We start from the raw sequence: 13,030 nt of genomic DNA on the forward strand, positions 1-13,030 counted from the left end.
TAGGTCACGCCAACGTTCGCCTGCCGAACATCCGCGTGGCCGATCCGGTCCAGCGGCAGCGCCATCCGCGGCCGGCCCGTTAAAGATTCCGCATCGCCTGCCGTTATTCCTTCCGGACAACCGGTTCCAGCCCTTCACGTCAGCGAGAAACATGGAAGCCAACAGGAAACAGACGTCACGCAAGGGCTCCTGGCGCAGCGCCTTGCATACGCTGCGCCGCTTCGCCTGGTCGGGCGGCGCGCTGATGCCCGCGCGCGCCGGCGCGCCGCGCCGCGACGACTCCGTGCGCAACTGGCTGGAACAGACGGTCGGCACGGTGGACTTCCTCGCCCATGTCGACCGCGAGCTGCGCTTTCTGTACGTATCCGACGCGAGCCTGCGCTTCATCGGCTACCACCGCGACTACCTGCACACGCTGACGCTGCGCGACCTGATCGCCGAACAGGATACCGCGGCGCTCGAAGGCCTGCTTGCGCGCGCCGCACGCTCCGGCCAGGTCGAGAAGGCGACGATGTGCATCGTCAAGTCGCTCACCTACCCGCTGGACGTCGAGATTCGCGCGTTCAAGAGCCGCCACCACGGGGTCGACGGGTTCGCGATCGCGGCGTTCGACGTGTCGTCGTGGCGCGCACTCGAGGCGCGTCTGACCTACGAAATGCATCACGACCCGATGACGGGGCTCGATAACCTGTCCGCGCTCGTACCCGCGCTGATGCGCGCGCAGCAGGCCGCCGACGCGGACGGCACCTGCGCGGCGCTGCTGCTGCTCGACCTCGACGACTACCAGCGGATCAACCGCGCGCTCGGCTACGACGCGGGCGACATGCTGCTGCGCGAGACCGCGCAGCGGCTGAAGGCGCTCGTCACGCCGAACGAGCGGCTCGCGCGCGTCGCGAGCGACAAGTTCGCGGTCGTGCTCGGCGCGCCGGACCGCACGCAGGCAAGCAATACGGCCGATGCGCTCGCGCGCCGGCTGCAGGCCGCGGTGCGCGAGCCCTACGTGTACCAGGGGCAGACCGTGCACCTGTCCGCGAGCATCGGCATCGCGCTCTACCCCGACGAGCGCGCCGCGCCCCATCGCGCGCAGCACCACAGCCCGCTGCTGCGCCGCGCCGACCACGCGCTCGCGCAGGCAAAGGCGTCGGGCGGCAATGCACTCGCGTTCCACGCGCCCGTCGACGATCCGGCGGATGCCGAACGGCTGAAGCTCGAAGCCGACCTGTACGACGGCGTGCGCAACGGCGAGTTTTCGCTCCATTTCCAGCCGATCACGCGCAGCCAGTCGGGCGCGGTGGTCGGCGTCGAGGCGCTGATCCGCTGGCGCCATCCGGTGCACGGGCTCGTGCCGCCGGCGACCTTCATTCCGCTCGCCGAATCGATCGGCCTGATCAACTATCTCGGCAACTGGGTGCTCAAGGCCGCGTGCATGCAGCTCGTCGCCTGGGATCGCCAGGGGCTCGCGCTGCAGTACGTGGCGGTCAACGTGTCGCCGCAGCAGTTCCGCGACCCGCGCTTCACGCAGAGCGTGCGCGAGGCGATCGCGCTGACGGGCATCGACCCGCGCCGCATCGTGCTCGAAATCACCGAAAGCCTGCTGATGCACGATCCCGCGCAGGCGAAGGGGCTGCTCGAGGAACTGACCGATCTCGGCATCCGCTTCGCGATCGACGACTTCGGCACCGGCTATTCGAGCCTCGCGTATCTGCAGCGCTTCCCGCTCGCGAAGCTGAAGATCGACCGCAGTTTCGTCGAGAACCTGCTGACCTCGCGCAACGACCGCGCGATCGTGTCGGCGGTGGTCGGCCTCGCGCAGACGCTCGATCTCGAGCTCGTCGCGGAAGGCGTCGAGACCGAGGCGCAGCGCGAATTGCTGACAGAGATGGGCTGCAACCATATCCAGGGCTGGCTCGTCTGCCAGGCGCTGCCGTCCGAGGAGCTCGCGCGGCGCTTCGAGGCGCAGCAGTTGCACCTGCACGCCGCCTGACGCGCACGGCGAACCGGACAGATCCGTATGTCAATCACCGAACACCTGCCCCGCACCGCATTACTCGACAAGCTGTGGGCCCGGATGAACGAACGGGGCGATTTCCCGCTGCTGTCGGAATCGCTGCGCGCGACGATGGCCGCGATGAAGAACGACGACCTCGACTTCACCGCGCTCGTGCGCGTCGTGCTGTCGGATTTCGCGCTCACGCAGAAAGTGCTGCGGCTCGCGAACTCCGCGATGTACATGGCGTTCGGCGGCAACATCACGACCGTGACCCGCGCACTGATGGTGCTCGGCATGGACGCCGTCGGCCATCTGGTCGTCGGGCTCAAGCTCGTCGACCATTTCCACCACAGCACGCCGCGGCGCATCGACGCGAAGCTCGAACTGAACCGCGCGCTGCTGTCAGGCTGCGTCGCGCGCAAGCTTACCGAGCGCGCCGAGCTGCGCGGGGGCGAGGAAGCCGTCGTCTGCACGCTGATGCGCCAGGTCGGCAAGCTGCTCGTGGTCTGCTATCTCGACAGCGAATGGGACCGGATCCGCCGCCGCGCGGCCGAGCTGCACGGCGACGAAACGGCCGCCTGCATCGATGTGCTCGGTGTCGGCTTCGACGAAATCGGGCTCGAGGCGGCCGCGCGCTGGCGATTGCCCGACGTGATCCGGGCGGGGATGGCCGACCACGACCACCTGGTCCACGTCGACGCGTTCGGCTACGATGACGACGACCGCGATGCGGGCCATGCGACCGACGACGGCCCGGCCGACCGCATCCGCTGGCTGCGCGCGATCAGCCGCTGCTCGACCGACGTCGCGAGCGCGCTCGTGATACCCGCGAGCCCGCAGCGCGACGCGCGCATCGCGGCGCTTGCGCAGCACTACGGCGCGGAACTCGACATGGAATCCGACGCGCTCGTCGAGCTCGCCGAGCGGCTCGCGCGCGAGGAAGCGAGCGACACCATGGTGCGCGAGATCGTCGAGTTGCGTGCGAACGCCGATGCGATCGCGCGCGCTCAGGCCGAGCCCGAGGCGTGCCTCGAAGCCGGCCTCGCGGACCTGCGCGCGCTGCCGTCCGAGCACGTGCTCACCCCCGTGCTCGCACTCGCATCGGAGAGCCTGCTGGCCGGCCTCGCGTTCACGCGCACCGTGATGTTCGTGCGTCACGACGACGGCATGTTCGCCGCGCGCCTGGGCTTCGGCCCCGGCGTCGATACGCAGCTCGACCGGCTGCGCTTCGACGAACGCTTCGAGCCGGACGTGTTTCATCTCGCGATCTCGAACTCGGTCGGCATCTTCATCGAGCAGGCGCAGGAACCGAAGATGCTCAAGCGCCTGCCCGCGTGGTATCTCGACGCATTCGACGACACGCGTGCGTTCGTGCTGCTGCCCGTGCGCGTCGGCACGACGACCGTCGCGCTGCTGTACGGCGACTGGGCCGGCGCGCAGCCCGCGCGCAAGATCACGCAGCAGGAGATGGCCGTGCTCAACGAGCTCGCGCGCGAACTGGGCCGGTTCTTTCCGGCCTGACGCGGCCGCCGGCCGCTGTCCGCGCCGCTTCTCCCGCCCTTTCCTGTACTTCCCCGCCCTTTCCCGCTATTTCCCGCCCCCAAAAACAAACCGGCCGCATCAGCGGCCGGTTTGCTTGCATCGTGCGATCGAACGCGACGCTTACTTGAGCGTCACGGGCACGCTGAAGTACTTCTTCGCGAGGTTGTCGATCGTGCCGTCGGCCTTCAGTTCCTTCAGCGCCTGATCGAGCGCGGTCTTCAGCGCCGCGTCGTTCTTGCGCAGGCCGAAGCCGACGCCCGAGCCGAGGATCTCGGCGTCGCTCACGGTACCGCCCGCGAACGCGAAGCCTTGGCCTTGCGGCTTCGTCAGGAAGCCCTTCGAGCCGGCTTCCGCGTCCTGGAACGTCGCGTCGAGACGGCCCGACTTCAGGTCGGCGTAGGCCAGGTCCTGCGTCTGGTACGGCACGACTTCGACGCCGGCCGGCGCCCACTTCTTCTTCGCGTACGCTTCCTGGATCGTGCCCTGCAGCACGCCGACACGCTTGCCCTTCAGCGATTGCGGGGTCGGCAGCAGGCCGCTGCCCTGCTTCGCGATCAGCTGGTTCGGAATCGTGTAGATCGCATCGGTGAACGCGATCGCATGCTTGCGCTGGTCGGTGATCGTCATGTCCGAGTTGATCGCGTCGAACTTGCGCGCCTGCAGCGCCGGGATCAGGCCGTCGAAGTCGTTCTCGACCCACACGCACTTCGTCTTCAGCTTCGCGCACACCGCGTTGCCGATGTCGATGTCGAAGCCGGTCAGCTTGCCGTCGGGCGTCTTGTATTCGAACGGCGCGTACGAGGCTTCGACGCCGAAACGGATCTCTTTCAGATCCGCTGCCATCGCGCTGCCTGCCGCCACGGCCGATGCCGCCACTACCGCGTGCGCGGCCACTTTACGCCAATCCAACTTCATCAGGTGTTCTCCTCGATACTCGAATGTTCCGGAACTACGGGCGCATGCATCATTGCAGGGTCGGATGACCGCGGCAATGCCGGCACCGCGCCGTGATGCGGCGCAACAGCCGCAAGGCCGCGATTGTACCAATCCGCGCGGCCCGATATGGCAAAGCAGCCGCCGGCACGCGATGCTGCACTGCGTGCGCCGACGTCAGCCGCGCTGCCCATCGAACTTGCAAGACGATGTCGCAAATACGCAAGCGCGCCGCGCGGGCCGTCTGCGCGGCGTGCGGGCTTCATCTCAAAAATGGAATGGTTGGCGGGCGATGCGCGGGCCGCGGGTCACCGCGGCCGTGCGCAATCGATCGATCACCGTCAGACGAGCGCGGCAAGCGTGTCGCGCGTCGTGTCGACGACGAGCAGGCCCGCGCGCAAACCCGGCTTCACCGTCGGATTCGGGAACACGATGCGCTCCTCGTCGTGCTTCACCGTGTAGCGGTAATCACCGTCCTGCGCGAGCACCGTGCCGCGCGCAAAAGCGGTGAAATTCGCGACGTCGGCCGCGACGAACAGCTCGAGCGCGTCGCTTTGCTTCGTGATCTGGTCGATCACCGTGAAGACGCGCGGCAGCGTCGCGTCGGCATCGCCCTTCGCCCCCGACACGAGCTTGCGCACCGCATGGTCGGCCGGCGCGAAGCGCGTCAGGTCGTTCTGGCCGAACGGGCGCACCTTGCCGAGTTCCAGCGTGCACGCGAGCGCGCCGCAGTGCTCGGCCGTGAAATGCGAATACGTGTTGCCCTTCGCGGTATGCAGCAGCACGGCCGCGATGCGCGCGTCGCCGAGCCATTCGAACATCGTGCGCGTCGGCGGCATGCCCGTGTGCGGCAGCAGCGCGAACTGCTCGAACACCGATGCGCGGATCGCCGTGTGCATGTCGATGTGCCAGCGCGCGGCGCCAGCCGGCGCGGCCGCGAAGAATGACGAAGCAGCCGCTTCGAGCTGCGCGGCGCGCGGCGCCTCGCGACTGGCAGGCACCTGCGCGTGACGGCCGCTGAACAGGCGGTTCAGGTCGTCGTCCAGATAGCGTTCGCCGGCACGCATCGCCGGCACGTTGCCGAGCACGACGAGCAGTCGGCACGCGAGCGGCAGCGCGCCCGACGCGAGGTCGCGCACGAGCATCGACAGCAGCTCGATCGGCGCCGTCTCGTCGCCATGCACGCCGGCCGATACGAGCACGCTCTCGCACGCCGCGCCCGCAGCGTCGGCCGCGGCCGGTTCGAGTGCGAGCAGCCCGTCGCCGAGCCATTGCCAGCGCACGGCGCCGGCGGCGCAGGTCCCGTCCGTTGCGGACGGCGCGCTACCGGTCAGCGTGAACGCAAGGAAGTCGTCGAGCAACGCGGCGGCCATGCGGGAATCAACGCTGGAAGTCATACAGCGAACCGACGCGCAGGATCTGCGTGAGTTCGTCGAGCGCCGTGCGCGATTCGTCGAGCAGCGCCGGATCGGCGAGGTCGTCCGGTGCGAGGCGATCGCGATAGTGCTTGTCGATCCACGTGTCGAGCGACGCGAACAGCGTGTCGTTGATCCACACGTTCGACGTGACGGCCGCGCGTTCCGCTTCGTTCAGCACGACGCGCAGGCGCAGGCAGGCAGGGCCGCCGCCGTTCTTCATGCTTTCGCGCAGGTCGAACACGAGCACGTCGTGAATCGGGCCGTTGCCGGCCGCGAGTTCGTCGAGATAGGCCGCGACGTTGCCGTTCTCGCGGCATTCCTGCGGCACGACGAGCACCTGCGAACCGTCCGCGCGCGACAGCAGCTGGCTGTTGAACAGGTACGACGTCACCGCGTCGTTCACGCTCACGGCCGCCTCGGGCACCTCGATCACGTTCAGGCGCGCACCGCGTGCGTCGAGCGCGGCGGTCAGCGTATCGTAGATCGCCTGCTTGTTGATGAACGCGCGCTCGTGCGTGAACAGCGTGTCGCGGTTGCCGACCGAGATCACGTCGTTGTGGAACACGCCCGCGTCGATCACGTCCGGATCCTGCTGCGCATAGACCGTCGCTTCTTCGGCCAGCCCGTGACGATGCGCGACCGCGCGGCTCGCCTCGAAGGTCTGGCGTGCCGGGAAGCGCTTCGGCTCAGGGCCGCGGCGGTACTCGGCGCGGCCGTACACGAAGAATTCGATGCCCGGCTTGCCGTATTCGGCGCAGAAGCGCGTGTGGTTCGCCGCGCCTTCGTCGCCGAGTGCCGGCGTGCCGGTCAGCGCTTCATGCACCGCGAAATGTGCGGGATCGGCGAACAGCGTCGACAGCGTGCGGCGCGTCGCGTCGTGCTCGATCGCGCGATGCAGCTTGCTGCACAGGTTCGCCGGCGTGAAGTGCACACGGCCATCGCTCGTGTCGGCCGACGGGCTGACGGTGGCCGCGTTCGCGGTCCACATCGCCGACGCCGAGCTCGCCGCGGCGAGCAGTTCGGGCGCCTGCTTCGCGGCCTTCGCGATCACGTCCGCGTCCTTGCCCGAGAAGCCGAGCTCGCGCAGCAAGCGCAGCGACGGCCGCTCCTGCGGCGGCAGCACGCCTTGCGCGAAGCCGAGATCCGCGAGCTGCTTCATCTTGCGCAGCCCCTGCTTCGCGGCGGCCTTCGGATTCGCGGCCGACTTTTCGTTGTTGAGCGACGCCACGTTGCCGAACGACAGCCCGGCGTAGTTGTGGGTCGGGCCGACGAGCCCGTCGAAATTGGCTTCTTGTGCGTTCATCGTCGTTCCCTCGATCAGAAATGCAGGCCCGGCGACAGGCTCGCGGGCAAGGTCAGTTGCGTGCTTTCCACCGACGCCATCGGATACGCGCAATAGTCGGCCGCGTAGTACGCGCTCGGACGATGGTTGCCCGAGCGGCCGGTGCCACCGAACGGCGCGGCGGACGATGCGCCGTTGGTCGGCCGGTTCCAGTTGACGATCCCGGCGCGGATCGTGCGGCGGAAGTGTTCCCACACCTTCGCGTTGTCGGCGAGCAGGCCGGCGGACAGGCCGAATGCCGTGTCGTTCGCGCGTTCGATCGCTTCGTCGAACGTCGCGTAGCGGACGATCTGCGCGAGCGGGCCGAAATGTTCTTCGTCGGGCAGGTTCGCGACACCCGTCACGTCGACGATCGCCGCGTTCACGAAGCCGAGGCGCGGATCGCGCTGCGTCATCGCGATGATCGGCTTCGCGCCCTGCTCGACCAGGCGCGATTGTGCGTCGACGAGCTTCGCCGCTGCGCGTGCCGAGATCACCGCGCCCATGAACGGCTGCGGATCGGCATCGAACACGTCGGCCGTGATCTTCGACGTCACGTCGGCGAAACGCGCGAGGAAGCGGTCGCCGAACGCGCCCTGCGGCACGAAGATACGACGCGCGCACGTGCAGCGCTGGCCGGCCGACAGGAACGCCGACTGGATCGTGTGATGGACGGCCGCGTCGATATCTTCGACTTCGCCGATCACGAGCGGGTTGTTGCCGCCCATCTCGAGCGCGAGCACGATTTCCGGACGGCCGCCGAACTGCTTGTGCAGCAGCGTGCCCGTATCGGAGCTGCCCGTGAAGAACAGCCCGTCGATCTGCCGATGGTTCGCGAGCGCGATGCCCGTGTCCTTCTCGCCCTGCACGAGGTTCAGCACGCCGGCCGGCAGCCCGGCTTCCTGCCACACTTCAACCGTCGCGCGCGCGACGCCCGGTGCGAGCTCCGACGGCTTGAACACGACCGCATTGCCGGCGATCAGCGCGGGCACGATATGGCCGTTCGGCAAGTGCCCGGGGAAGTTGTACGGGCCGAATACCGCGACCACGCCATGCGGGCGGTGGCGCAGCACCGCGACGCCGTCGGCCATGTCCTGGCGCTTCTCGCCGGTGCGTTCCTGGTAGGCCTGGATCGAGATGCCGACCTTCGCTGCCATCGACGCGACTTCGGTGCGCGCCTCCCACAGCGGCTTGCCCGTCTCGCGGCCGATCGCGGTCGCGATCGCTTCCTTGCGTTCGTTGAGCAACGCGGCGAAACGCTTGACGATCGCGCAGCGCGATTCGAAGTCGAGCGCCGACCAGCCGGCGAACGCGCGGCGCGCACTCGCGACCGCACGGTCGACGTCGGCCGCCGACGCGCTTTCACCCTGCCATGCGATCTCGTCGGTGCCCGGGTTGCGCGAAGCGAACACGGGGCCCGAGCCTGCGACCCAGGCGCCGTCGATGAAGAGTTCCGTCATGATTCGTTTATCCCTGTTTGACTTTGAGCGGCAGCACGCGGACCGGATCGCCGGCCTTCACGTCAAGCGCGATGGCATCGTCGGCCGACAGCACGAACGAACCGTTCGCGACCACGCCCGGCGCAACGCCGACGCGGAAATCGGTGAGCGACGTATTCGACACGAGCGACTTCGGCGGATGGCCGCCCCCCGCACTTTCACTCGCGTCGGGCACACCGATCGCGACCGGCACGACGACGCTTTCGCGCACCGTGCGCAGGTCGTTCACGTGGCATTCGAGCACGGGGCCCGCGTCGAAGATGTCGACGTGATTCTGGTAGCGCAGCCCTTCCGCCTCGAGCATCTTGCGGGCCGGCAGCGTGTCGCGGTGCGTGAGGCCGACCGCATCCTGTGCGTCCTGCGGCAGCAGGTCGACGTACACCGGATAGCGCGGCATCAGTTCCGCGAGGAACGACTTGCGGCCGTGCGAGCTCAGATAGTCGGCCGCGTTGAAATCGATCTGGTAGAAGTGCGAACCGACGGCGCGCCAGAACGGCGACGTGCCGTCTTCGTCGAAGTGGCCGCGCAATTCCGCGCAGATGCGTTCCGGAAAGCGCTCGCGGAACTGCGCGATGAACATGAAGCGCGAGCGCGACAGCAGGCCGCCCACGCCGCCCGTGCGATAGCGCGGGCTCAGGAACAGCGAGCACACTTCCGCATAGCCGGTCAGGTCGTGCGAGATGTTCAGCGCGGACATCCGCGTCCACACGCCGAGCTCCTGGCTCGCGTGCACGACCGTGCTCACGCGATAGTTGTAGAACGGCTGTTCGAGGCCGACCTGCGTCTCGATTCCGCACACGCCCGCGATGTCGCCCGTCTTCGATTCTTCCATCACGAAGAAGTAGCCGGCCTCGCCGGCTGCAGCCTCGCCCGCGAGCGTGCGGCGCGTGCGCTCGATGCGCGCGGCGAGCGCGTCGCGGTCGGGCTTGAACGTGGTCAGGCCCGGCCCGGTTTCCTTCGCGAGCGACACGAGCGAATCGACGTCGCCCGTTTGTACGACCCGAACGACGATCATGCTGCGTCTCCCTTCAAATCTTCATCGTCGCGGCGGTGCAGCGGCACGCAGCGCACGACATCGCCATCCTTCACATCGAGCGCCGCGCGCACGTCGCTCGCGAGCGGCGCATCGGCCGCCTCGCCCGGCAGATCGGCCAGCACGCAGCGGAACGATTCGCCGCTGCCCGTCGACACCATGTAGGCCACGTCGCCCTGCTGGTGCGCCGCTTCGCGCACGACGCGCTCGGCGCCGTGCTTCACGCACGCGGTGCGGTCGACCTGTGCGGTCAGCACCGGGCCTGCGTCGAAGATGTCGACGAAGCGGTCGGGCTCGAAGCCTTCCTCGAGATGGATGTCATAGGCGAGCAGCGCCGATTCGTTCGGCTCGCCGAGCACGCGCTGCGCGGCTTCCGGCAGCAGCGGCACGTAGAGCGGATACGCCGGCATCACTTCCGCGATGAAGGTACGGCTGCGGCCGCCCGACGCGATGTCGACGTCGGTGAAATCGCGGCCGAAGAACTTGCGGCCCACCGCTTCCCAGAACGGCGATGCGCCGTTGCCGTCGCTCACGCCAAGCAGCAGCGTGAACACTTCCGGCGTGAAGCGGCGGCGGTTCGCCGCGATGTACATCATCCGGGCGCGCGAGATCAGGTGCGCGGCCGCGTCGCCGCGCAGCGACGGATCGACGTAGAAGCCCGCCAGCCGGCTCTTGCCGGTCAGCTCGTGCGACATCGTGAGCGCGTGGATCTTGCGGTTCACGTGCAGCTCGCGCGACGCGTGGATCAGTGCGTCGTTGCGGAACGCGTAGAACGGTTCCGAGTAGCCGGCCGCGGCCACGATGCTCGCCGTGCCGAGCAGCTTGCCCGTCGACGAATCCTCGAGCACGAAGAGGTAGAACTCCTCGCCGGCGAAGTCGACGTCCGCGCGAAACGAATCCTCGGAGAGCGCCACGCGCGCTTCGAGCGCCGCGCGGTCGTGCGGCAGCGAGTGCAGGACCGGCTGCGCGGTGCGCGCCATGTGCGCGAGCGCATCGAGATCCGTGAGTTTGCCGGGGCGAACAAATAGCATCGTCGTTCCTGTCTGCGATGGGCGCGCCGATCAGCGCGCGGTGGCTTCCTGAGCGGCGAGCACTTGTTCGACTGCCTTCTCGAAGCGCTTCATGCCTTCGTCGAGCAGGTCGAACGGGATCACCAGCGACGGGACGAAGCGCAGCACGTTCGGGCCGGCGATCAGCATGATCAGGCCGTTCTCTGCTGCTGCGGTGACGAAGTCCTTCGCGCGGCCGTCGAATGCGGCGGTGAGTTCGGCGCCGACGAGCAGGCCCTTGCCGCGCACGTCCTTGAAGATGCCGAAGCGCGCGTTGATGCGTTCGAGCGCGCCCTTCAGGCGCACGCTGCGTTCGCGCACGCCTTCGAGCAGTGCCGGATCGCCGATCAGTTCGACGACCTTGTCGGCGATTGCCGATGCGAGCGGGTTGCCGCCGTAAGTCGTGCCGTGCACGCCGACCTTGAAGTGCGCGGCCAGTTCGTTGGTCGTCAGCATCGCGCCGATCGGGAAGCCGTTGCCGAGCGCCTTCGCGGTCGTCAGGATGTCCGGCGTGACGCCGGTATCCATGTAAGCGTAGAACTGGCCCGTGCGGCCGACACCCGTTTGCACTTCGTCGAAAATCAGCAGCGCGCCGTGTGCGTCGCACGCTTCGCGCAGTGCCTTCAGGAAGGCCGGATCCGCCGGGATCACGCCGCCTTCGCCTTGCACGGGCTCGACGATCACTGCGCAGGTTTGCGGGCCGATTGCGGCCTTGGCAGCTTCGATGTCGTTGTACGGCAGGTGCTTGATGCCGGCCGGCACGGGGCCGAAGCCTTCCGAGTATTTCGGCTGGCCGCCGACGCTGACCGTGAAGAACGTGCGGCCGTGGAACGACTGCACGAACGAGATGATTTCTGCCTTGTCGGCGCCGTGGCGATCGAACGCGACGCGGCGGGCGAGCTTCAGTGCGGCTTCGTTCGCTTCCGCGCCCGAGTTCGCGAAGAATGCGCGGTCGGCGAAGGTCAGCGATTCGAGGCGCTTCGCGAGGCGCAGCACCGGCTCGTTCGTGTAGCCGTTGCCGATGTGCCAGAGCTTGCGGCTTTGTTCGTCCAGAACCTTCAGCAGTTCCGGGTGGCCGTGGCCGAGCGACGTCACGGCGATGCCGCACGCGAAATCGATGTACTCGCGGCCGGCCGTGTCCCACACGCGGGAGCCCTCTGCGCGATCCGGCACGAACGGCGCGGGGGAAAATACCGGCACCATCACTTCATCGAATGTCTGGCGGGTCACGGTCGAGGTCGTCATGGTCGTTCCTTTCGGTTTCGTAAGAGGGTTCAACAGGATCAAGTTTAGGTAAGGGTGACGCAAGCGTCTTGCGGAATTGCGACGGGTTCTATCGGAAGCGGATAGTTCGCTTTTATTTTGCCTTCCCGGCGGGGTGGTGCTGGGTTGGGGTGTTGGGATTTTGGGGCTTTTTTTGAGGGTTCGCTTTTGTTTTTCGTGAAGCACCTGTGGTCTTGTCGGTCTATTAGCGTCGCCCCTGCGCGGGGCAGCGGTTACTTTTCTTTGTCTTGCCAAAGAAAAGTAACCAAAAGAAAGGCGCTCGGAAAACGCATGACTTCCCGGTGCCATGGTCGTCAGAGTGGATCGCACCTAAGTGTCCGCGCCAGTCACGAACGCGGAGTGGTTCGAGCAATGGTTCTGACACCTCCCACTACCCAACAGAGCGGTATACCGCCCGCTAGCTCCGCCCTCGCTTCGCTCGGCCGACTGGTACTCCCCCCTCCAGTAACACTTGAGGTCAATCCGCTCCGGCAATCACGGGCGAGCATCCCGAATCCCGCGAATCAAGACGTGCCCTCAACCGCGAAGAAAAAGGGACGTAGCGAGCACTCCCGCACTCCCGCACTCACGCACTCACGTGCTCACGTGCTCATGTGCTCATGTGCTCATGTGCTCATGTGCTCGCACACGTTATCAGACGCTCACCGATGGCAAGCAGTCCGATAGGTACGAATGATGTGAGTAAAGAGAGGGCCTGGCCCACTGCTGTATTGCGGGCAGAAACATGCGAGCGGATGCAATGCGACGTGAAGTACCTTGCAGCCAAGCGTAGCGAGGATGGAGCTGGCGGGCGGTATACCGCTCTGTTGGGTAGTGGGAGGTGTCAGAACTATTGGGCCTGTCAGTAATTTCGTGTTCAAGGCATATGATGCTCCCAAGGAGAATGTATGCCTCGCAAACCGAAAACCAAGCCGGCGGAGCTGCCGGCGATTCCCGCCGAGTTGCTGGAGCAATTCGGCAA

The 13,030-nt window shown here is 67.2% G+C and carries 9 protein-coding genes; 2 read left to right on the top strand and 7 right to left on the bottom strand.

All coding sequences use genetic code 11. The annotated features are described in order from the left end of the window. The first annotated feature begins 244 nt into the window (after positions 1-244). Positions 245-1,984 (top strand): putative bifunctional diguanylate cyclase/phosphodiesterase, encoded by a 1,740-nt coding sequence (cdpA, locus tag LGN19_RS16545; protein ID WP_208459327.1) that lies wholly within the window; start codon positions 245-247, stop codon positions 1,982-1,984. 27 nt (positions 1,985-2,011) lie between these two features. Then, complete coding sequence (locus LGN19_RS16550) at positions 2,012-3,511, top strand: HDOD domain-containing protein (protein WP_226216018.1); 1,500 nt, start codon at positions 2,012-2,014, stop codon at positions 3,509-3,511. Between the two features lie 141 nt (positions 3,512-3,652). On the opposite strand, the gene LGN19_RS16555 is transcribed toward LGN19_RS16550, so the two are convergent. The 7 genes from LGN19_RS16555 to LGN19_RS16585 all read right to left on the bottom strand — a co-directional run bounded on the left by LGN19_RS16555 (position 3,653) and on the right by LGN19_RS16585 (position 12,030). Further along, on the bottom strand, positions 3,653-4,447 hold the full coding sequence (locus LGN19_RS16555; protein WP_043182082.1) for an ABC transporter substrate-binding protein: 795 nt from the start codon (positions 4,445-4,447) through the stop codon (positions 3,653-3,655). 359 nt (positions 4,448-4,806) lie between these two features. Continuing rightward, the gene (gene astE, locus LGN19_RS16560) at positions 4,807-5,862 is read right to left on the bottom strand and encodes a succinylglutamate desuccinylase (RefSeq protein ID WP_226216020.1); all 1,056 of its coding nucleotides are present in this window, start codon (positions 5,860-5,862) and stop codon (positions 4,807-4,809) included. Continuing rightward, positions 5,846-7,186 carry an N-succinylarginine dihydrolase gene (gene astB, locus LGN19_RS16565; RefSeq protein WP_174960272.1) on the bottom strand — a complete coding sequence of 447 codons (1,341 nt, stop codon included), beginning with the start codon at positions 7,184-7,186 and terminating at the stop codon, positions 5,846-5,848. Before astB ends, astE begins: the two co-directional genes overlap by 17 nt. Before the next feature lie 14 nt (positions 7,187-7,200). Beyond that, positions 7,201-8,664, bottom strand: a complete 1,464-nt coding sequence (gene astD, locus LGN19_RS16570) for a succinylglutamate-semialdehyde dehydrogenase (protein ID WP_226216022.1) — start codon at positions 8,662-8,664, stop codon at positions 7,201-7,203. A gap of 7 nt (positions 8,665-8,671) precedes the next feature. After that, positions 8,672-9,718, bottom strand: a complete 1,047-nt coding sequence (gene astA / locus LGN19_RS16575; RefSeq protein WP_122944885.1) for an arginine N-succinyltransferase — start codon at positions 9,716-9,718, stop codon at positions 8,672-8,674. Further along, complete coding sequence (gene aruF, locus LGN19_RS16580; protein WP_174960278.1) at positions 9,715-10,767, bottom strand: arginine/ornithine succinyltransferase subunit alpha; 1,053 nt, start codon at positions 10,765-10,767, stop codon at positions 9,715-9,717. The genes astA and aruF overlap by 4 nt, the downstream gene beginning before the upstream one ends. A gap of 30 nt (positions 10,768-10,797) precedes the next feature. Continuing rightward, on the bottom strand, positions 10,798-12,030 hold the full coding sequence (locus LGN19_RS16585) for an aspartate aminotransferase family protein (RefSeq protein ID WP_122944883.1): 1,233 nt from the start codon (positions 12,028-12,030) through the stop codon (positions 10,798-10,800). Positions 12,031-13,030: the final 1,000 nt, after the last annotated feature.

Source organism: Burkholderia sp. AU30198, from assembly GCF_020419825.1.
GTDB lineage: Bacteria > Pseudomonadota > Gammaproteobacteria > Burkholderiales > Burkholderiaceae > Burkholderia.

Excerpts from the sequence above, each read along its gene's own strand:
- aruF (WP_174960278.1), bottom strand. The coding sequence starts at position 10,767 with ATGCTATTTGTTCGCCCCGGCAAACTCACGGATCTCGATGCGCTCGCG.
- astD (WP_226216022.1), bottom strand. The coding sequence starts at position 8,664 with ATGACGGAACTCTTCATCGACGGCGCCTGGGTCGCAGGCTCGGGCCCC.
- astE (WP_226216020.1), bottom strand. The coding sequence starts at position 5,862 with ATGACTTCCAGCGTTGATTCCCGCATGGCCGCCGCGTTGCTCGACGAC.
- LGN19_RS16585 (WP_122944883.1), bottom strand. The coding sequence starts at position 12,030 with ATGACGACCTCGACCGTGACCCGCCAGACATTCGATGAAGTGATGGTG.
- cdpA (WP_208459327.1), top strand. The coding sequence starts at position 245 with ATGCCCGCGCGCGCCGGCGCGCCGCGCCGCGACGACTCCGTGCGCAAC.
- LGN19_RS16550 (WP_226216018.1), top strand. The coding sequence starts at position 2,012 with ATGTCAATCACCGAACACCTGCCCCGCACCGCATTACTCGACAAGCTG.
- astA (WP_122944885.1), bottom strand. The coding sequence starts at position 9,718 with ATGATCGTCGTTCGGGTCGTACAAACGGGCGACGTCGATTCGCTCGTG.
- LGN19_RS16555 (WP_043182082.1), bottom strand. The coding sequence starts at position 4,447 with ATGAAGTTGGATTGGCGTAAAGTGGCCGCGCACGCGGTAGTGGCGGCA.
- astB (WP_174960272.1), bottom strand. The coding sequence starts at position 7,186 with ATGAACGCACAAGAAGCCAATTTCGACGGGCTCGTCGGCCCGACCCAC.